The sequence below is a fragment of the Cyanobium sp. ATX 6A2 genome (genome assembly GCF_024346355.1).
Taxonomy (GTDB): Bacteria; Cyanobacteriota; Cyanobacteriia; order PCC-6307; family Cyanobiaceae; genus NIES-981.
This window is the reverse complement of the sequence record NZ_JAGQCU010000026.1, coordinates 1-15,659: the sequence shown is the minus strand read 5'-3', so window position 1 is coordinate 15,659 and position 15,659 is coordinate 1. Positions and strand designations below refer to the sequence as shown.

Below are 15,659 nucleotides of genomic sequence, written 5' to 3'. Positions count from 1 at the left end.
AGACCCCAGAGCCGATGCCGCTGCGGATCCTGCTGGTGGAAGACGAAGACGATCTGGCCGCCGCCATCCAGGCGGTGCTCCAGCAGCAGGGCCATGTGGTGGACCGCAGCGGCGATGGCCTCGAGGGCTGGGTGGTGCTGAGCAGCGAGCTGGCGTGCTACGACCTGGCGATCCTGGATTGGATGCTGCCGGGCCTGAGCGGCGTGGAGATCTGTCGCCGTGCCCGGGCCGCAGATCTCTCCCTGCCGCTGCTGCTGCTCACCGCCCGCGCCGAGACGGCCGATCGGGTGCAGGGGCTCGATGCCGGGGCCGACGACTACCTCAGCAAGCCCTTCGCGATGGAGGAGTTGCTGGCCCGGATCCGGGCGCTGCAGCGCCGTCATCCCGGCTACCGCGAGCCACTCCTGGTGGCGGGCGCCTATCAGCTCGATCCAGCTGAGAGCCGGCTGCTGGTGAGCACCGGCACTGGCGTGGTGAGCGTGCAGCTCTCGGCCAAGGAGCAGCAGTTGATGGCCTATTTCCTGGAGCGCCCCGGGCAGATCATTCCCGGCCCGCGGCTGCGCAGCCAGCTCTGGGATCTGCATCAGGATCCGGTGAGCAATGTGGTGGCGGCCCAGGTGCGGCTGCTGCGGCGCAAGCTGTCGGCCCATGGCCTGCCCTCACCGATCGCCACGGTGCCCGCCAAGGGCTACCGGTTTGACCCCCAGCCCAGTCCAGAGCCATGACCCACCCCCGCTCACTGGAGCCCGGGCTGCTCTGGCGCGCTCGCCTGAGGCTGGCCGCCCTGTCGCTGCTGGTGATGGGCACGATTCTCTACGCAGCGGGCTTTGCCATGGGCCAGCTGCTGCTGCAGGCGCAGGAGACGGCCATCCAGCGCGAGCTGCAGACACTGGCCGGCACCCTGCACGACAGCCTCAAACCCGCCTTGCCGCCGGCTGCTCAGCCCTCGGCAGCCCTTGGCGTCGTCCTGCCCGGCCTCTGTGTGGTGGGTGAACCCTGCACAGCGCCGGATGCGCTGATCCGGCGCCATGCGGTCAGCGCCACCGATTCAGACCGCTTCCAGCTGAGGGTTCTGGATCATCACGGTGCGCTGATCGCCCATTCCCCCGGGCCCCAGCCACGGGCGGCTGAAGCAGAAGCCGTGCAAACGGGTTTGCAACTGGTGAGGGATCGTTCCGGCGCTCGCTGGGCCGCCTACACGATCCATCTGCACCATTCCAACGCGCCCGGCGAACCCACCTGGGGCTACCTGCAGATCTCCAGCAGCCTTGCCGACCTCGATGCCAGGGCGGAGCGGCTGTGGTGGCTGGGCCACGGCGTGTTTGCCCTGGCCATGCTGGGCATGGCGCTGGCCAGCTGGTGGCTGGCGGGGCTGGCGATGGCCCCGCTGCTGGAGGCCTACCGGCGTCAGGTGCGGTTCAGCGCCGATGTGGCCCATGAGCTGCGCACCCCGCTGGCCAACCTGCTGGCGGTGGTGGAGGCGGAGCGCAATGCGGTGGATGGGGCAGGCACCAGCGCCGCCAGCACCACGGGGACCAGTCTGGATCGGGTGCTGGCCCAGGGACGGCGGCTGCAACGGCTGATCGCTGATCTGCTGCTGTTGGCCAGCCTGGAGCGCCCCTGCCCCCAGAGCCTCAAAGCGGTGTGTGATCTGGCCGAGATCACGGCCGACGTGATGGAGGACTTCAACGAGGCGGCCGCCGCCGCGCACGTGACGCTGGAGCAGACCATTCACACCGCCAGCCCAAGGGTGCTTGGCATCGCCTCGGAACTGAGCCGGCTGGTGATCAACCTGCTCAGCAACGCCATCCAGCACAGCCCGGCGGGCGGGAGGGTCTGGCTGGAGCTGAGTCGGCGGGGCGGCGAGATCACCCTGCGCATCCGCGACAGCGGGGCAGGCATCGCAGCTGGCGAGCAGGCGCGAATCTTTGATCGCTTCACGCGCGTGGATCCCGGCCGCTCGCGCCAGCGGGGGGGAACGGGCCTGGGGCTGGCCATAGCCCAGGCTATTGCCCGCCGGCATGGTGGCGTGATCACGGTGCAATCCACACCGGGGGAGGGCAGCATCTTCAGCGTTCAGCTGCCGGCCGCCGGCCGCCGCAGGCCTGCCAGGTGTTCAGCATGCGCGTCAGCTCGCCGTGCAGATGTTGCAGATCGCTGATGCGCTGCTCAATCTCACCGGCCTTGCTGCCGATCGTGGTCTTGAGCTCGTCGCAGTGGCAGATGCCGGAGCGGCGCGCCTGCAGCACCTCGCCGATCGTGGCCAGGGGGATCTCGAGAGCACGCAGCATGCGGATCAGCGCCAGCTCGCCGTCCACGGTTTCATCAAAGAGGCGGTAGCCCCCTTCACTGCGGGCGCTGGGCTGCAGCAGCCCCTGATCGCAGTAGAAGCGAATGGTTTTCACGGGCACTCCGGAGCGCTGCGCCACGGCGCCGATCTTCTGGCACAGAGGGGACGAGGGCAGGACGCCCGGCAGTCCAGTCACTTGACTCTCCACCTACAGGAGAGTGCATGGTAGAGGCAGGTTCTGTTCTCCTGCCATGCGCTTGTTGATTGCGCCTCTGCTGCTTGCGGGGATCTGGGCAGCCCCCGTCCTGGCTCAGGCTGATCCCCACCAGCACCACCAGCACCACGACCACCAGCACCAGTCCGCCCCCGATCACGACAGCAGCGATCACGACAGCCCCAGCCATGGCACCCACAGCCATGACGTCGGTGCGGCTGGCGCCACCTACGACCTGCGCTGGCTGGACGCGATGGTGCAGCACCACACCGGTGCACTGCGCATGAGTGAATTCGTGTTCAATATCGGCTCCCCCGGCGTCGGCGCGCTGGCCAACAGCATCTGGCGCGAACAGGCTCGGGAAATCAAGGCGATGGGACAGTGGCGCAAGGCCTGGTATCCCGAGGCGCCCGTGTATCCGGTGGCCCTGCGGCCTGGCGGTGACCCCAGCACCATGGCGGGCCTCGAGCGCATGAGCGCCGCCCAGATTCAGGCCATGCAGATGATGGGGGACACACCCACCCGCAGCAATCGGGTCAGCTGGTTTCTCGAGGGGATGATCGCCCACCACGGAGGCGCCCTGGAGATGGCCCACGACGCCCTGGAGACGTCCACACACCCCACCGTCAGGCGACTGGCCCGGGAGATCATCGTGGCCCAGCGTGTGGAAATCATCGCGCTGCGCCGCATGCTGAGGAATGCAGGCCTCGATAAGCCTGAGTACTACAAGTACGACAGCCTTTTCAGCTTCTGATTGATCTCAGATCACGACGCCATTCTCTCTTCGTCATGCTGATGCGCGCGCTGATTGCCCTCATCTCCCTGGCCTGGCTGGGCGTCCCCGTCACGAGCCAGGCTCACCCCAGGGGCCTCTATGACACCCAACAGCAAGCCGAGCAACGGGCCCGGGAGCTCGGCTGCCAGGGCACCCATCTGAACAGTGGCAAGTGGATGCCCTGCAGCAGTGAAGCTGAACTGCACAAGTACCTACGTCACCACTGATGGCCATGGCACTGTTCACCAGGTTGCGGTTTCGCAAGCTGCACCGCTGGGTGGTGCCGATCTCCGCTGCACCACTGTTGCTCACGGCGGCCACAGGCTCCCTCTACAGCCTGTTGCTGGAGCAAGGGATCGACGCCTTCTGGCTGGTGAGGATCCACACCGGACGCTTCGGACCGATCAACCTGCAGCCCTACTACTCGGTGCTGCTTGGAGTGTTGACGTTGATCGTCATCGCTTCAGGCATCGGGCTGCTGTTCAGCCGCACACGACGGCAGTCGATGGGGGGCTCTGACTGATCACGCATTCAGCATCAGCCAGCGGTTGCGGCTCAGCTGTATTCACCGGGGATGTCCTGCTTGGTCACCGTGACCCGGCCCACTTTCTGGCCGGAGAGGCGCAACAACTCATCACCGGAGAATTCGTAGCCCAGCCCGCCGGCGATCTGGGCCACATCGTCGGCGGTGGCTGCCGCCATCACGGCCCGGCGCAGGGCGTCATCGCTCTGCATCCTGCCGAGAAAGGCTTTCAGCTGATCGAGTGACATTGTTCGCGATCCAGGGTGGCCTGGCGCAGGGTGGCGACATCCTGATCCACCCGGGCCAGGCGCTCGAGCACCAGGTCGAGATCCAGGGCGGTGAGCTGGCCATCAGCGCCCCATTTCAGGCAAGTGCGCCCCAGACAGCTACGGCTGGCGCTGAGCGTCGTGTTGGAGTCCGCCATGGCGGGCCTCCTGGCTTTGGATCATTCCATTCTCCTTGAGGATGCGGCGGCGGCGATGCCCCAAAGGGGGGTGATCACCGGCCTCAGGTGTGTCGCCCTGGGAGCGGCAGCCTGAACCGCTTGAGCGCCGGAGACCTGGCCAAGCCGGCAGGAGACGGCAGGGAAAACGCCGGAGAGAGGCGTGCACCGCCGCATCTGTAACAGAGTGTTACAATCATTTCAAAACAGCGCAGAAGTCATGCCCGCTTTCTCTTCACGCCTTGGAACGTCCGACTTCGCCGACACCTGGAATGGCGGCCTTCATCTTGTTTATGTCGACGGGATGGAGTTTGCTTGCTGCGCTGATCGATCAGAGGGGTTGCGGCTGATGTACGGGGTTCTCGGCGCCAGCATTTCCCCACGCATTCATTTGCTTAAAATCTGAGAGTTCTGGCCAGCCAGGGTTTGGCAGCAGGCCAGGCAAGCTCAATGGCAATCCCATGCTGTTAGGGATCGGCCCCGTCGGTGCTTGAACTGCTGAGCCAACTCAGCTGCTGCACCAGTAATCAGCACCCTGCAGATTGGGGCCGAGATCCCATTCTTCTGCTCCTAGGGCTCGATCCGCTGCGGCCGCCGAGCCGTATCGATCAGCAGGTTGTGCAGGAGTGCTGCACCTCTGATCAGCAGATGCGCCATCCAGGTGCCGGTGAGCTGCGCTTCAGCCTCGCCATCGCCGCGGCAGCCCTCTGCGGCCCGCTGGATCTCGGCCAGTTCGCGGCCGATGTGGCGCACCATCGCCTGGGTGCACTCGCGCGGGGTGTTGCCGGGTGGCCTGTGCATGGGATCCACACTGCCGCGCGGGTCGCGTTGCAACGCCAGCCCTCAGCTCAGCGCACCAGCAACAGCAACCGGTTTCCCTCAGGATCGAGTAGCCAGGCCTCGACGCCGAAGGATTCCGAGCGAGGTGGGTGGAGCAGGGTTGCACCCAGCCTGGCGGCCTGTTCGGTCCAGGTCTCCAGCACCTCCATGGGGTCGGCTCCAGCCGACGGCCGCTGCAGGCAGAGCGCCAGTCGGCCCGGCTGCCTGGGCTGGGGTCTGCTCCGCGAGGGCGCATAGATCTCCAGCAGCCCGCCGGCGGGCCAGGGCACCCGCCAGTGGCTGCGGCTCAGCCCTTCCTGCCGCTCCACCTCCAGCAGGGCGCCATAGAAGCAGGCCAGCGCGGCCGGATCATCGGCCGCCAGCACGATCGAGCCGTTGACGTCCGTCATCCCCCACAGGCCCTGCAGCCTGGCCGTTGAACTCTCAGAAGAAGATGGTCTGCCAGCACCACAGGCCCAGCTGCCCGTTGATGTTCAGCGGAATCGTCTCCGATGGCCTCACCAGTCGGCCTTTGAGGTGGGCGTCGCCGTGGCGCCCTGGGCATCGACATGCACCAGCGATGGGCAGCAGCTCATCCATCCCAGCAGCAAGGGGCGAGAGGATCAGGTTCAGCCATGGCATTCGCAGCCACAGCCGGCGTGGCAGGGCTCGCCGTTGGGGTGCCCCTTGGCGCAGGCGTCGCTGCAGAACAGCAAAGCGCCGCTGCGGAAGGCTGTTTCCTGTTGCACCGTGCAGTTGCAGCCCGGACAGGCACATTGCAGCGTGACGGGTTGGTCCAGGGTCGTGGTCATGGCCTCTCCTTGCTCAGGGCAGTTTGAACCAGTCTGCTGCTGACGGCGCTGGGATGGATCGGCTGGCCCACCTGATGGGGCGGCCTGGCGGATTGATTCATGAAGCCAAGGCCACGACCAGCTCAGCGCGAGACCAGACCCTGCAACCGGGCCAAGGGCGCCCGACAGGGGACGCCCTTCCCACTGCAACTGAGTTCGACAGTCTTCAGACATCGATGTCGCGAGGCGGCGATGGCAACCAGTTCGGGCTGTGCTGGAGAACGGCCTGGCAGAACTCCAGCAGCTCTTCAGGGCTCATGTCGTGCTTGGCGTCGTTGGTGCGCCAGGCGCAGATCACGACGTCAGGCGCAGGGATGTTGGAGCGGTGGTCGATGGTGGGGAGCATCGCGTACTGCTTCTTGTGTTCGCCCTTGCCGCCCGCGGCCTCACGGTTGTCGTAGGTGCCGATCAGGTGCCAGTGCAGCCATTCACCGGTCCAGTGATCACGGCCCTCGGAGGCCACCACCGCCGCGTGGATGGCCAGTCGATACTCCTGAACATTGCCGGAAGCCCCACGCTTTTGATCCCGCTTGCAGAGCGTGACGGCCTTGCGTTGCACCCAGCCGGGGTAGATCAGTTTCGCAGCGTCCGGAATCCAGTCGGGTGGTGTGGTGTCCATACAGCAGCCTGTTTCACCACCAGCATGAGAGTGCATCAGCCGCGAGCCCAAAACGGGTGGGGCGTCACCCATAGCGCCCGCGGGGGCGTCACCATCTCCACTACTGCCGGCCTGGGCCAGGCCCATGAATCGGCCCTCAAGGAGGCCGAAACCGACGCCCTTCGGCCTGGCGCTCTACGACAAGCAGCAGCTCGAGACGCTGACTCGGCACGTGCGGATGCTCTACCCGCAGGGGCCGGGAACCTGTGAGCACTACGCCGTGCAAGCCACCGCCTTGAAGCGTCGCGCCACGCCCATCGGTGCCACTGTGGTCAGTCACACCGTGAGTGAGTTCAGCCGTATCGAGGGGCTGTGGCTGGTGGACTGGGCTGTCTGAGGCGCGTGATGCGCTGGATCCACGCCACGGGGCTGGCCATACTCCAGGCATCGTCCCCGCCTTCCATGCAGAGACACCTGGCCCGTGCCGCTCTGGCCCTGGCCCTGCTCAGCGGCCCCATGGCCCTGGCGGCACTGGCGGAGCCCTGGAAGACCTGCGCCTTCAACGACCAGCCGATCCGCTGCCGCGACAGCCACGCCGCCGATGGCACGGTGCGCATCGTCTGGGAGGACGGCAAGGCGATGACCTACCGGCTGGTGGAGGAAGGCTTCCCCGTCTCGACGCTGCGGGATTCCCTCGGCGGCACCTGGGAGCGGCAGGTGCTCGTTCAGGGCAACGCGGTGTTCACCGACCCGGCCAACCGGCAACCGGATCTTTGTGCCGCTGCGCTGAGGCGGTAGCGCCCTGCACAGGCCGGGGGCTGCAGAGAACACCGGGCGGCATCTGCTGGTACAGGCGTACGCATGCGCTGAGGGCCATGGGCGCCCGTCTCCGCCGATCTGCCGGGGAGCCCTCCGGGTCGCTGGATCAGCCCGCCGACGCGTGGCCCTGCCTCGAGCAGGGCCTGCTGCAGCCCAGCCGCAGCCACTGCGTGTGCATGACCTGCTCTGGTTCCGGCACGGCGGGGCTGAGCCGGCGATGGCCGCCAGGTGGTGCTGAGCGGCCACTCAGAACCGCGAGCCCGGGGTCTGCAGGAAGGCCAGTTCCGTTGCGCTCGACACCCGGCCCAGGGCGGCATTGCGGTGCGGGAAGCGCCCGAAGCGCTCGATGACATCCCGGTGCCGGCGGGCGAACTCCGCGGTGCGCGCATCACTGAACTGCTCGAACAACGGCACGGCGCCCTCCTGCACCGCCAGCTCCTCGCTGTGCATCTGGGGCATCAGCCAGAACTGCCTGCGCGCACGCTCCGGCTCCGCTGCCACCCAGCCCCGATCCACCGCCGCCAGGCTCAAGGCCAGGGCCTGGCCATCACCGGCGAAGGCCATGGCCGATTGGCGCCAGATCTGGCGGGGGAACTGATCCAGCAGCAACACCAGCGCCAGAGCGCCCTGGGGCGCGGCGCCCCAGCTGGAGAGCTCACCGGCGATCGCCGTACGCACCAGGCCGATGAAGCGCTCCCGCACCAGCGCATCAAAGGCCGGGTCCTTGGCGAACCACCGCCGCGGTTCACTCTGCTTGAACCAGAAGCAGAGCACCTCTGCATCGGTGGCGGGGGCAACAGCGGCCACGGAGACGGAAGCACGTCAGCTTCCCTTCACCCTGGCTGCCGGGATCGTCCCGATGGCGCTCCTGGAGCCGATCGTCATGAGGAGCGTGCAAGGGTCGTGACCCTGCACCGCCTCCGGTGTTTCGATCACCGCCAGCAGCAGCGGGGAGGCCAGCAACACCTACAAGGATCTGCCCGCGGTCAACGTGTGAGCCCGATGGACCAGCCCACTCAGGGAGGAGCCTCTCGCGTCAGCATGGGGAGGTTCGGGCCAATCCGCTTCTGTTCACAGCCGACGCCATTCCCCTTTGACCCCACCACCCCTCAATGTCCTGGCATTGAGCATGCCGCTGGCCCTGCTCCTGCTGAGCAGCGCCTGTTCCGCCGGCGAGCCATCCGCCCAGGTGGTTTCGATCGGCGACGGCGACACCATCCGCGTGCGGCAAGACGGCCGGAAGATCACCGTGCGGCTGGCCTGCATCGACGCCCCGGAGATGGCCCAGATGCCCCACGGCCAGCGGGCTCGGGAGGTCCTCCGGAAGCGCGTACCGATCGGCTCCCAGGTGCGGCTGGATGTGAAAACCACCGACCGCTATGGCCGCACCGTGGCCGAGGTGATCAATGGCACCAACATCAACCTGGCACTGGTGGAAGACGGCCAGGCCTTCGCCTACCGCCGCTACCTGGATCAGTGCGACACCCGCGAGTACCTGGAGGCAGAAGAACGGGCCAGCCGCCGTCGTGTTGGCGTCTGGCAGGTGCCCGGCGGCATCACCCGCCCCTGGGATTTCCGGCGATCCCGGTGATTCACCTGCAGGCCATGGCAATGCGGCGCCGCTGAACATGGGGCAGTCGCCCTCCATGGACCCATCCCGGCTATGCACTAGGGTATGCATCGTGCGATTGACAGCCATGCTCACCGGTCCCGAACTGCTTGCCAAGGTCAAGGAACTCAGCGACGCCAGCAAGTCTGAACTGGTGCGCGAGTGCGGCTATGTGAGCACCAAGAAGGACGGCGGCGATCGGTTGAACTTCACCGCCTTCTATGAAGCCCTGCTGGAAGCCAAGGGCGTGAGCCTGGGTGAACCGGGCCAGGGCCGTGGCAAGGGCGGGCGCAAGCTCAGCTATGAAACCAAGGTGCAGTTCAACGGCAACCTGTTGGTGGGCAAGGCCTACACCGCCCAGCTGGGACTGCAGCCCGGCGATGAGTTCGAGATCAAGCTCGGCCGCAAACAGATCAAGCTCGTTCCCATCGGCGCTGCCGACGAGGACGAGGTCGGCGCCGCGGCTGCGTGATCGTTCGTGAAGGCCAGCGTCGCCCGTTCGCGGCCCTCAGCACACTTGAACACAGGCGTCAGCGTTCCCACGACACCGACATGAGCGCCGTCCCTCCGGAGCTGATTGCCGGTCCACTCACGTTTCCGCTCCCCCCTGCCACCCTCAGCCCCGCAGGAGGTGGGGCTGGATGCCGTGCTGGTGGCCCATCCGCCCGAGGCGAAGCCGGGTGAGGAGCGCTTCAGCCTGATCGCCGTGAGGTTTCCGCTCGAGGTCACCGACACCAAGGCTGGCATGACGCTCGCCGAGCTGCGCGAGTACGTGAAGGTGGCCTTCCTGGCGGGGGAGCTTGGCGATGGCCAGCCGCTGCGCCGCCGCCTGCTGGGCCGGTGGGTGGAGGGTGAGTTCTTCACCACGCCGATTCCCGCTCCCTCTGTCGGTGAGGTGTTCGCCCTGCGCCGCGACAGCCACTCAGTGGCGCTGGGCTTCAAGATGCGGCAGGACTGGCGCGAGCAGGGCGGTGCACTGATCGACGCCATCACCTCCAGCCTTAAGGAAGGGGACAGCGCACCCGGCCCATGGCCCCATCCACACCCACCGTCTCCAGCGTCAAGCGCTGACCGGTGCCGTCCAGCGTCAGGCGGAGCGGGTGGAGCCAGGTGCTGCCCTCCCCGGAGAGTTCTGTGATCACGGCGATCTCCTTGGCGCCACGGGCCACCACGGCGAGCACTGGACCGCTGCTCTCGTAGAAGCTGATGCGGCCGGCCTCAATCTGCAGCCACGACTCATCGGTTGGCCCCGGCTGGCACTGCCGCAGCTGCTCCATCCAGAGACCCTGAAACGCGGCGGGAATCAGGGTCAGTCGTTCAGCCGCCGGTGCGGCGGGGGCAGCACCGAACAGGGCGGCGAGAACGAGCGCGGCACCGATTTTCGGGATCAGCATCAGCGCCAGCCTGCGGGACGCTCCATCCTCCTGTGTCCCAGTTCAGCGGGGGCCCCGCAGGAGTTCTGAGCCGGGGGTTGGAGGGCGGAGGCCCCCACTGTCAGCAAAGAGGTCCGCCCGCTTCGCCACTGGCGGAAAGCACTGGATTGCCAGCAGCGCCAGGATGCATCCACTGCATTTCTCCCATGTTGCTTCCCAGCCCCCTCTGTCCTCTCACGGCCGCGAAGATCGCCGGACTGCAGGCCGCGGTGCTGCTGCTTCTCACCATGCTGATCAAGGCCAGGATCCAGATCAAGGCGGCGTCGGCGTTGGGGTTCTTCCTGCTGGCCGTTCAAACGCTGGTGTTTCTGGCCGCCGCCGGCGCTCTGGGTCTGGCGGCTTTCGCTGGCGTGGCCTTTGCCCTGAACCGCCGTTCAGCTCAGGCGGCGTGACCTTGCTGCCTCCCTTCCGCCTCTGCTTCCTCTGGTGGGAAGCCGGCGCACAGGGGATTGAAATCGTTCACAACCACTGGGTTGGTGCCGCCGGGAGAGGGGTTGCTGGAGCTATCCCTGCGTCCGCTTGGCGTCAGTCAGTACCGGCTGTCACTGGCTGTTGGTGTGCCCGAAAGCCCCATCAAGGCGAGCGTGCAAGGCCGGCTGGTGATCACTGCGGCTACCAGCCGCCGAACGCCTCGAGGGCTCGGAAGTGGAGACCCACCGCCATCCGGAGACTGGCGCTGGGCTGCTCAAAACCCTCTCTGAGAGAGGGGTTTCAGGGAACGGAGGGGGTGGGATTCGAACCCACGGACCCTTGCGGGTCGCCGGTTTTCAAGACCGCTCAGAGGCCAGGCGTGGCAAGGGTTTTCGGGGACACTTGCCTAGGCAAATGCCTCCGTTGTGTCGAACTATGTCGAATGCTGTGACCCTGTTGTCACAGTTCTGTTCGCCAAGGCTGCGGTCGGCAGCGGCCGTCCTCACCGTGCCACGGCTGCGCCGTGGCTTGCATCGGCCAGCCGCCGCCGCCCTCCGCCGGCCCTGTGGTGTGGGGGTGGCGGGCAGAAGGGTCTTCCCGCGGCTGCGGTGGCGAGGCGCTCAGATGCCGCCAATCGGTCGGTGCTGGGCACCGGCTCTGCTCGCGCGGCTGCGCGGTGCGTTGCATCTCCAGGCCTACAGGTGATGGCCCTGCGTTATGCGCTGCTCTCGCTCCGCCGCAGGCGGCTGGCCGGCGTAAAGCCCAGTTTTAGCTGGCTTTCTGCCGCTCTTTAGTGCACTTGTACTGGTAGAATCAGGGCTGCGCCAAAGGCCACGAGTCCATCGCCAGCGGCACCTCAATCCCCTGGTCTCGCCATCACTGCCGCCTAGTTCTTGCATGCGGTGAAGCCCCGATCAGTTGTCATCGTTGGCAGCTGAATCCATGGTTCTTTCTCTATCCGCTGGGCCTGTCTTGGGCCCTGGTCGCTCGCTGGTGATCGCAGCCGGTGGCGGCCGGGATCTGGCCTGGTCCCATCAGCGCGTTGCCGCTGAGCTCCTGGCCCGCAGTGGCGGCCGGCTTGTGCACCTGCTGCTCCATGGCGGGGCCCGTGGGGCCGATGCCGCGATCGCCCGCGCCGGCCGTCAGCTGGGTTGGTCGTCGTTGGTGTTGCCGGTGCAGTGGCAGCGGCACGGCCGCGCCGCCGGGCCGATCCGCAATCGCCAGCTGCTCGAGCTCGCTGTTGCCCGCGCCCAGGCCCACACCACTCCCGGCTGCTCGGTCTCGGTGCTGGTGGTGGCCTTCCCCGGTGGGCCCGGCACCGCCTCACTGGTGCAGCAGGCCCGGCGGATGGCCAGCCGCTCGCCGGTGCCGATCGCCGTGGTTCAGGTCAGCCCCTCAGCAGAGCCCGGCGCCGATGCGCTGGTGGCCCCTGCAGGGGCTGCAGCCGTCTCGTGATGCCTTTGGCGCCATCCATCTGGCGCTGCCCTTCCCCATTCCTGTTCCCGTTCCCTTCGTTGTGTCATGCCTGTTCTCACTCCCATCCATGAGGTCCCCAGCACTGCCCCCGCAGGACCAGGGCCTGATGGCTCTGGCGCCAGTGGGCCTGTCTGCTCTCTGCAGCGCGTCGCACCGCAAGGTGCGCCTGGCAAATCTTCTTCCCTCTGGCAGCTGGGCATCGAGGCCCAGGATCTCACCGCCGCTATCGCCCAGCTGGCTGAGCAGCTGGAGGCCGAGGAAGAAGACACCCGCAACCGGGCCCTGGCTGAACTGGAGACCGCCCTGCTGGCAGAAGAAGGCAACCGCCAGGCCCTCCCTGCCAAGGCCGATGCCACCTGCTGGGTGATCGAGCACCTGCGCGGTCAGGCCGCCTACCGCCAGCAGCAGGCCAGACGCCTCACTGATCTGGCCCGCAGCGATGCCGGCCGGGCCGATGCCCTGGAGCAATCCCTGGTCCTGGTGCTCACCCGCCTGCAGCCCGGCACTACCCGCTTCTCGTTCCCGAACCACAAGCTCACCAGTCGTCGCTCTGAGGCCGTCGAGATCGCTGATCTAGAGGCCCTCGATCCCCAGTGGCTGATGTTCAAGACCAGCGCCCAGCCCGACAAGGCCGCCATCAAGTCCGCCCTCAAGAGCGGTCAGCAGATCACCGGCGCCCAGCTCCTCTGCCGTCGCTCCTGGCGCATCACCTAGGGGCCACAGGCCCCCTCGCAACGGGTCCGCTCCAGAGGCGGGCCCATCGCTTCTGCCGATCACCTCCGCTCTCCACTTCATCGCCATGGCCACCAGCATCACTGCCACCACCAGGGGCCCAAGGCCCAAAGGCCACATCTGGTCCGAACCCCTCAACAGCTGGGTGGTGCCGATCCTCCGCAAGAACAGTCGTCGGCCCTCGCCCGATCACATCTTCTGCAGCGAGCCGCCCTGCTGGCTGCTGATCGAGCCCCTCGATCCCGCTGAGCCCAGCGACGGGGGCTGAGGCCCCCATCCCCGCACCCGACAACGAACCACCACGCCAGTCCCAAGTCCCATCGCTTCTCTTGTGATCGCCATGGCCACCGCCTTCTCCGCCGAGCAGATCGCTGCCCTCTCCGCCCCCCTCGATCGCGCCAAGGTGCGTCAGCGCGAGCAGGGCCGCGCCACCGTCAGCTACATCGAGGGCTGGCAGGCGATCGCCGAGGCCAACCGCATCTTTGGCTTTGACGGCTGGCAGCGCCAGACCCTGCAGCTGTGCTGCATCCACCAGGGCGAGCGCAGCATCGGCCGCGACCACCGCCCCGGCTGGGGCGTCACCTACACCGCCCGCGTGCGCATCACCATCACTCCCCCATCTGGAGAGCCAGCGCTGATCCGGGAGGGCTGTGGGGCAGGCCACGGCATCGACACCGACCTCGGCCAGGCCCATGAATCGGCCCTCAAGGAAGCCGAGACCGACGCCATGAAGCGGGCGCTGATGACCTTCGGGAATCCTTTTGGGCTGGCGCTCTACGACAAGCAGCAGCGGGAGGTCACCAGTTCAGCCGCGGCAGCAATAGGTGATCAGGCCCGTCGGGCGCCAGCCCCGGCCCGCCACCAGTCCGTGGTGCGAAGCATCCAGGGACGCAGGCCGCAGAGCGGCCCTGTCCAGCCGTCCGATTCGATCGACCCGGCCCTGGTGCCCCTCGATCCGGCCGCCATCCAGCAGCTGCACGACACCATCCGCTCCCTGCCGCGTCCGCTGCTGGAGGGCCTGAGCAAGGCCTTCCGCAAGCGCTTCCAGATCCCCCCGGAAGCCAGCACCATCGCCGATCGCATCACCCAGCGCCGTCACCACGACTGGATTGAGGCGTTCCTGGTGCGGCACCAAGGGCAGCCAAAGCACGAAAGAGTGGCTGCTTGTGGTTAGAAAGGTATAGATTCAGGGTCGAAATGGAGTTTGCGTTCGAGCCCGCCAAGAGCGCGGCCAACCTGCGCAAGCACGGCATCGACTTTGTGGCGGCCCAGGGCCTCTGGCGGGATCCATCCCTGCTGGAGATTCCAGCCCGGACCAGCAACGAGGAGCGGTTTCTGGTGATCGCCCGTCTCCAGGGCAAGCACTGGTCCGCCGTGATCACCTACCGGCAGCAGGTCATCCGTCTGATCTCCGTACGCCGGTCCCGTCCAGAAGAGGTGCAGCTCTATGAACAGCTCTGAGTTCGATCAACGCTTTGACAGCGGTGAACCGGTGCTTGAGGCCCTGGATCTGGCCGCAGCCCGGCGCCCACGGCTCGAGCAGAAGCGCGTCAATGTCGACTTCCCCCTTTGGATGGTGGAGCAACTCGATCAGGAGGCCTCGCGGCTGGGGGTGACCCGGCAATCGATCATCAAGGTCTGGCTGGCTGAGCGGCTTGAGCACCGCGCGGACCCCAGCCAGTTCAGGATCGCTGCCCCGTGAATCAGCGCCACCACGACTGGATCGAGGCGTTTCTGGTGCAGCACCAAGCCGCAGCATGAACGACGGGGCCCAGGCAGCTTGAACCCACCGAGCTGCCTACCGTGAAGCGGTCCGGCCACGAAGGGGCCATGAGCACGCAAACCGAACTCGGGTGGACTGGCTGCTCCGCGGTGGAGCGTGATCCGCAGCGGCTCAGTGGTGCCTGGGTCTTCCGCGGCACCAGGGTCCCGGTGGCAGCCCTGTTCGAAAACCTGGAAGACGGCATCTCCCTGGTTGAATTTGTGGAGCTCTTCCCTGGCGTGACGCAGCAGCAAGCCCGCGCGGTGCTGGAGCATGCCGCCCGCAGCACGGCAGCGGCTGTTGCCTGAGTGCGGATCCTGTTTGACCAAGGAACACCGGTTCCCTTGCGCCGCTCCCTGAACGGCCATGTCGTCGCAACGGCCTATGAGCTGGGCTGGTCCACCGTCACCAATGGGGACCTGATTCGCCTGGCGGAACAGGAGGGCTATGAGCTCCTGATCACAACCGACACCAACCTCCGCTACCAGCAGAACCTGCGGAGCCGCAGCATCGCGATCCTGGTGCTGACCACCACCAGCTGGCCAAGGATCCGCCAGGTCACAGGCGAGATCCGGGCCGCTATCGGCACCATCGCGGGCGGTGTCTACTTGGAGCTGCCGATTCCCTGAACACCTCTGCCTCACCTCCCATGCCGAGACACCTGGCCCGCACCGCTGTGGCCGTAGCCCTGATCAGCAGCGCCATGACCCCGGTAGCTCTGGCTGAGAGCTGGAAGGACTGCGAATTCAACTACCAGCCGATCGGCTGCCGCTACAGCTGTCAGGCGACAGCGAAAACTGGACCAGATGCGACACGAAATCTGGCCCCCCTCCGCGAGCCACTGACCAGGCTCAGCGCCATGACCGCGGACCTGTCACCTCTGGAGCAGAGCTCCCGGGATGCGG

The 15,659-nt window shown here is 66.9% G+C and carries 31 protein-coding genes and 1 tRNA gene; 19 read left to right on the top strand and 13 right to left on the bottom strand.

The window, feature by feature from the left end; genetic code table 11:
* Positions 1-20: 20 nt before the first annotated feature.
* Together rppA and rppB are read left to right on the top strand one after the other, a co-directional pair.
* Entirely contained in the window at positions 21-725 is a 705-nt protein-coding gene (gene rppA / locus KBY96_RS15425) for a two-component system response regulator RppA (RefSeq protein ID WP_396122342.1), read from the top strand.
* Positions 722-2,161 (top strand): two-component system sensor histidine kinase RppB, encoded by a 1,440-nt coding sequence (rppB, locus tag KBY96_RS15420; protein WP_254980429.1) that lies wholly within the window; start codon positions 722-724, stop codon positions 2,159-2,161. The genes rppA and rppB overlap by 4 nt, the downstream gene beginning before the upstream one ends.
* On the opposite strand, the gene KBY96_RS15415 is transcribed toward rppB, so the two are convergent.
* The gene (locus tag KBY96_RS15415; RefSeq protein WP_254980428.1) at positions 2,070-2,429 is read right to left on the bottom strand and encodes a MerR family DNA-binding transcriptional regulator; all 360 of its coding nucleotides are present in this window, start codon (positions 2,427-2,429) and stop codon (positions 2,070-2,072) included. The two genes, rppB and KBY96_RS15415, sit on opposite strands and share 92 nt — an antisense overlap.
* Before the next feature lie 112 nt (positions 2,430-2,541).
* Here KBY96_RS15415 and KBY96_RS15410 point away from each other — a divergent pair, with 112 nt between their 5' ends.
* The 3 genes from KBY96_RS15410 to KBY96_RS15400 are packed head-to-tail and all read left to right on the top strand — an operon-like array spanning position 2,542 to position 3,802.
* A complete protein-coding gene (locus KBY96_RS15410) occupies positions 2,542-3,258 on the top strand; it encodes a DUF305 domain-containing protein (RefSeq protein ID WP_254980427.1) in 717 nt (238 codons plus the stop codon).
* A gap of 41 nt (positions 3,259-3,299) precedes the next feature.
* Entirely contained in the window at positions 3,300-3,506 is a 207-nt protein-coding gene (locus tag KBY96_RS15405) for a DUF3721 domain-containing protein (RefSeq protein ID WP_254980426.1), read from the top strand.
* The gene (locus KBY96_RS15400; RefSeq protein ID WP_254980425.1) at positions 3,506-3,802 is read left to right on the top strand and encodes a hypothetical protein; all 297 of its coding nucleotides are present in this window, start codon (positions 3,506-3,508) and stop codon (positions 3,800-3,802) included. Before KBY96_RS15405 ends, KBY96_RS15400 begins: the two co-directional genes overlap by 1 nt.
* Positions 3,803-3,834: 32 nt before the next feature.
* Here KBY96_RS15400 and KBY96_RS15395 read toward each other — a convergent pair whose 3' ends face one another.
* The 7 genes from KBY96_RS15395 to KBY96_RS15365 form a co-directional block, all read right to left on the bottom strand.
* A complete protein-coding gene (locus tag KBY96_RS15395; protein ID WP_254980424.1) occupies positions 3,835-4,050 on the bottom strand; it encodes a Nif11-like leader peptide family natural product precursor in 216 nt (71 codons plus the stop codon).
* Positions 4,032-4,226 (bottom strand): hypothetical protein, encoded by a 195-nt coding sequence (locus KBY96_RS15390; protein ID WP_254980423.1) that lies wholly within the window; start codon positions 4,224-4,226, stop codon positions 4,032-4,034. Before KBY96_RS15390 ends, KBY96_RS15395 begins: the two co-directional genes overlap by 19 nt.
* A gap of 588 nt (positions 4,227-4,814) precedes the next feature.
* Complete coding sequence (locus tag KBY96_RS15385; protein ID WP_254980422.1) at positions 4,815-5,045, bottom strand: hypothetical protein; 231 nt, start codon at positions 5,043-5,045, stop codon at positions 4,815-4,817.
* Between the two features lie 47 nt (positions 5,046-5,092).
* Positions 5,093-5,473 carry a VOC family protein gene (locus KBY96_RS15380; RefSeq protein WP_254980421.1) on the bottom strand — a complete coding sequence of 127 codons (381 nt, stop codon included), beginning with the start codon at positions 5,471-5,473 and terminating at the stop codon, positions 5,093-5,095.
* Between the two features lie 34 nt (positions 5,474-5,507).
* Positions 5,508-5,663, bottom strand: coding sequence for a hypothetical protein (locus KBY96_RS15375; protein ID WP_254980419.1), 156 nt, complete (start codon positions 5,661-5,663; stop codon positions 5,508-5,510).
* A gap of 29 nt (positions 5,664-5,692) precedes the next feature.
* Positions 5,693-5,875: a metallothionein gene (locus tag KBY96_RS15370; protein ID WP_254980417.1), complete on the bottom strand. Its 183-nt coding sequence runs from the start codon at positions 5,873-5,875 to the stop codon at positions 5,693-5,695.
* Positions 5,876-6,080: 205 nt separating this feature from the next.
* On the bottom strand, positions 6,081-6,605 hold the full coding sequence (locus tag KBY96_RS15365) for a hypothetical protein (RefSeq protein WP_254980416.1): 525 nt from the start codon (positions 6,603-6,605) through the stop codon (positions 6,081-6,083).
* Between the two features lie 52 nt (positions 6,606-6,657).
* On the opposite strand from KBY96_RS15365, the gene KBY96_RS15360 reads away from it, so the two are divergent.
* Both KBY96_RS15360 and KBY96_RS15355 read left to right on the top strand, forming a co-directional pair.
* Positions 6,658-6,909, top strand: a complete 252-nt coding sequence (locus KBY96_RS15360) for a hypothetical protein (RefSeq protein WP_254980415.1) — start codon at positions 6,658-6,660, stop codon at positions 6,907-6,909.
* A gap of 65 nt (positions 6,910-6,974) precedes the next feature.
* Positions 6,975-7,310 (top strand): hypothetical protein, encoded by a 336-nt coding sequence (locus KBY96_RS15355; RefSeq protein ID WP_254980414.1) that lies wholly within the window; start codon positions 6,975-6,977, stop codon positions 7,308-7,310.
* 267 nt (positions 7,311-7,577) lie between these two features.
* Here the strand turns inward: KBY96_RS15355 and KBY96_RS15350 are convergent, their stop codons facing one another.
* Positions 7,578-8,138 carry a DUF924 family protein gene (locus tag KBY96_RS15350; protein ID WP_254980413.1) on the bottom strand — a complete coding sequence of 187 codons (561 nt, stop codon included), beginning with the start codon at positions 8,136-8,138 and terminating at the stop codon, positions 7,578-7,580.
* Between the two features lie 15 nt (positions 8,139-8,153).
* Positions 8,154-8,294 carry a hypothetical protein gene (locus KBY96_RS15345; RefSeq protein WP_254980411.1) on the bottom strand — a complete coding sequence of 47 codons (141 nt, stop codon included), beginning with the start codon at positions 8,292-8,294 and terminating at the stop codon, positions 8,154-8,156.
* A 130-nt stretch (positions 8,295-8,424) separates the two neighbouring features.
* On the opposite strand from KBY96_RS15345, the gene KBY96_RS15340 reads away from it, so the two are divergent.
* Both KBY96_RS15340 and KBY96_RS15335 read left to right on the top strand, forming a co-directional pair.
* The gene (locus tag KBY96_RS15340) at positions 8,425-8,922 is read left to right on the top strand and encodes a thermonuclease family protein (protein WP_254980409.1); all 498 of its coding nucleotides are present in this window, start codon (positions 8,425-8,427) and stop codon (positions 8,920-8,922) included.
* 106 nt (positions 8,923-9,028) lie between these two features.
* Positions 9,029-9,412, top strand: a complete 384-nt coding sequence (locus KBY96_RS15335; RefSeq protein WP_254980408.1) for an AbrB family transcriptional regulator — start codon at positions 9,029-9,031, stop codon at positions 9,410-9,412.
* A gap of 144 nt (positions 9,413-9,556) precedes the next feature.
* Here KBY96_RS15335 and KBY96_RS15330 read toward each other — a convergent pair whose 3' ends face one another.
* A complete protein-coding gene (locus KBY96_RS15330) occupies positions 9,557-9,862 on the bottom strand; it encodes a hypothetical protein (RefSeq protein WP_254980407.1) in 306 nt (101 codons plus the stop codon).
* 79 nt (positions 9,863-9,941) lie between these two features.
* Positions 9,942-10,334, bottom strand: a complete 393-nt coding sequence (locus KBY96_RS15325) for a hypothetical protein (protein WP_254980406.1) — start codon at positions 10,332-10,334, stop codon at positions 9,942-9,944.
* 185 nt (positions 10,335-10,519) lie between these two features.
* Between KBY96_RS15325 and KBY96_RS15320 the strand changes: the two genes are divergently transcribed.
* Positions 10,520-10,765 carry a hypothetical protein gene (locus tag KBY96_RS15320; RefSeq protein WP_254980405.1) on the top strand — a complete coding sequence of 82 codons (246 nt, stop codon included), beginning with the start codon at positions 10,520-10,522 and terminating at the stop codon, positions 10,763-10,765.
* 325 nt (positions 10,766-11,090) lie between these two features.
* Here the strand turns inward: KBY96_RS15320 and KBY96_RS15315 are convergent.
* A tRNA-OTHER gene (locus tag KBY96_RS15315) sits at positions 11,091-11,208 on the bottom strand.
* 569 nt (positions 11,209-11,777) lie between these two features.
* Between KBY96_RS15315 and KBY96_RS15310 the strand changes: the two genes are divergently transcribed.
* The 9 genes from KBY96_RS15310 to KBY96_RS15270 form a co-directional block, all read left to right on the top strand.
* On the top strand, positions 11,778-12,239 hold the full coding sequence (locus tag KBY96_RS15310) for a DUF2493 domain-containing protein (protein ID WP_254980404.1): 462 nt from the start codon (positions 11,778-11,780) through the stop codon (positions 12,237-12,239).
* Positions 12,240-12,305: 66 nt separating this feature from the next.
* A complete protein-coding gene (locus KBY96_RS15305; RefSeq protein ID WP_254980403.1) occupies positions 12,306-12,974 on the top strand; it encodes a siphovirus Gp157 family protein in 669 nt (222 codons plus the stop codon).
* An 85-nt stretch (positions 12,975-13,059) separates the two neighbouring features.
* A complete protein-coding gene (locus KBY96_RS15300; RefSeq protein ID WP_254980402.1) occupies positions 13,060-13,260 on the top strand; it encodes a hypothetical protein in 201 nt (66 codons plus the stop codon).
* A 72-nt stretch (positions 13,261-13,332) separates the two neighbouring features.
* Positions 13,333-14,166 (top strand): RAD52 family DNA repair protein, encoded by an 834-nt coding sequence (locus tag KBY96_RS15295; RefSeq protein WP_254980401.1) that lies wholly within the window; start codon positions 13,333-13,335, stop codon positions 14,164-14,166.
* A 23-nt stretch (positions 14,167-14,189) separates the two neighbouring features.
* Positions 14,190-14,453, top strand: coding sequence for a BrnT family toxin (locus KBY96_RS15290; RefSeq protein WP_254980400.1), 264 nt, complete (start codon positions 14,190-14,192; stop codon positions 14,451-14,453).
* Positions 14,440-14,694: a type II toxin-antitoxin system BrnA family antitoxin gene (gene brnA, locus KBY96_RS15285; protein ID WP_254980399.1), complete on the top strand. Its 255-nt coding sequence runs from the start codon at positions 14,440-14,442 to the stop codon at positions 14,692-14,694. Before KBY96_RS15290 ends, brnA begins: the two co-directional genes overlap by 14 nt.
* A 128-nt stretch (positions 14,695-14,822) precedes the next feature.
* On the top strand, positions 14,823-15,062 hold the full coding sequence (locus KBY96_RS15280) for a DUF433 domain-containing protein (protein ID WP_254980398.1): 240 nt from the start codon (positions 14,823-14,825) through the stop codon (positions 15,060-15,062).
* 36 nt (positions 15,063-15,098) lie between these two features.
* Positions 15,099-15,383 (top strand): hypothetical protein, encoded by a 285-nt coding sequence (locus KBY96_RS15275; RefSeq protein ID WP_254980397.1) that lies wholly within the window; start codon positions 15,099-15,101, stop codon positions 15,381-15,383.
* 47 nt (positions 15,384-15,430) lie between these two features.
* Positions 15,431-15,659 (top strand): hypothetical protein (locus KBY96_RS15270; RefSeq protein WP_254980396.1); only part of this gene is annotated, 229 nt, incomplete at its 3' end.

Coding starts and splice junctions, on each gene's coding strand:
- rppB (WP_254980429.1), top strand. CDS start 722: ATGACCCACCCCCGCTCACTGGAGCCCGGGCTGCTCTGGCGCGCTCGC.
- KBY96_RS15410 (WP_254980427.1), top strand. CDS start 2,542: ATGCGCTTGTTGATTGCGCCTCTGCTGCTTGCGGGGATCTGGGCAGCC.
- KBY96_RS15405 (WP_254980426.1), top strand. CDS start 3,300: ATGCGCGCGCTGATTGCCCTCATCTCCCTGGCCTGGCTGGGCGTCCCC.
- KBY96_RS15400 (WP_254980425.1), top strand. CDS start 3,506: ATGGCCATGGCACTGTTCACCAGGTTGCGGTTTCGCAAGCTGCACCGC.
- KBY96_RS15395 (WP_254980424.1), bottom strand. CDS start 4,050: ATGTCACTCGATCAGCTGAAAGCCTTTCTCGGCAGGATGCAGAGCGAT.
- KBY96_RS15390 (WP_254980423.1), bottom strand. CDS start 4,226: ATGGCGGACTCCAACACGACGCTCAGCGCCAGCCGTAGCTGTCTGGGG.
- KBY96_RS15385 (WP_254980422.1), bottom strand. CDS start 5,045: ATGCACAGGCCACCCGGCAACACCCCGCGCGAGTGCACCCAGGCGATG.
- KBY96_RS15380 (WP_254980421.1), bottom strand. CDS start 5,473: ATGACGGACGTCAACGGCTCGATCGTGCTGGCGGCCGATGATCCGGCC.
- KBY96_RS15375 (WP_254980419.1), bottom strand. CDS start 5,663: ATGGATGAGCTGCTGCCCATCGCTGGTGCATGTCGATGCCCAGGGCGC.
- KBY96_RS15370 (WP_254980417.1), bottom strand. CDS start 5,875: ATGACCACGACCCTGGACCAACCCGTCACGCTGCAATGTGCCTGTCCG.
- KBY96_RS15365 (WP_254980416.1), bottom strand. CDS start 6,605: ATGGGTGACGCCCCACCCGTTTTGGGCTCGCGGCTGATGCACTCTCAT.
- KBY96_RS15360 (WP_254980415.1), top strand. CDS start 6,658: ATGAATCGGCCCTCAAGGAGGCCGAAACCGACGCCCTTCGGCCTGGCG.
- KBY96_RS15355 (WP_254980414.1), top strand. CDS start 6,975: ATGCAGAGACACCTGGCCCGTGCCGCTCTGGCCCTGGCCCTGCTCAGC.
- KBY96_RS15335 (WP_254980408.1), top strand. CDS start 9,029: ATGCTCACCGGTCCCGAACTGCTTGCCAAGGTCAAGGAACTCAGCGAC.
- KBY96_RS15325 (WP_254980406.1), bottom strand. CDS start 10,334: ATGCTGATCCCGAAAATCGGTGCCGCGCTCGTTCTCGCCGCCCTGTTC.
- KBY96_RS15320 (WP_254980405.1), top strand. CDS start 10,520: ATGTTGCTTCCCAGCCCCCTCTGTCCTCTCACGGCCGCGAAGATCGCC.
- KBY96_RS15305 (WP_254980403.1), top strand. CDS start 12,306: ATGCCTGTTCTCACTCCCATCCATGAGGTCCCCAGCACTGCCCCCGCA.
- KBY96_RS15300 (WP_254980402.1), top strand. CDS start 13,060: ATGGCCACCAGCATCACTGCCACCACCAGGGGCCCAAGGCCCAAAGGC.
- KBY96_RS15295 (WP_254980401.1), top strand. CDS start 13,333: ATGGCCACCGCCTTCTCCGCCGAGCAGATCGCTGCCCTCTCCGCCCCC.
- KBY96_RS15290 (WP_254980400.1), top strand. CDS start 14,190: ATGGAGTTTGCGTTCGAGCCCGCCAAGAGCGCGGCCAACCTGCGCAAG.
- brnA (WP_254980399.1), top strand. CDS start 14,440: ATGAACAGCTCTGAGTTCGATCAACGCTTTGACAGCGGTGAACCGGTG.
- KBY96_RS15280 (WP_254980398.1), top strand. CDS start 14,823: ATGAGCACGCAAACCGAACTCGGGTGGACTGGCTGCTCCGCGGTGGAG.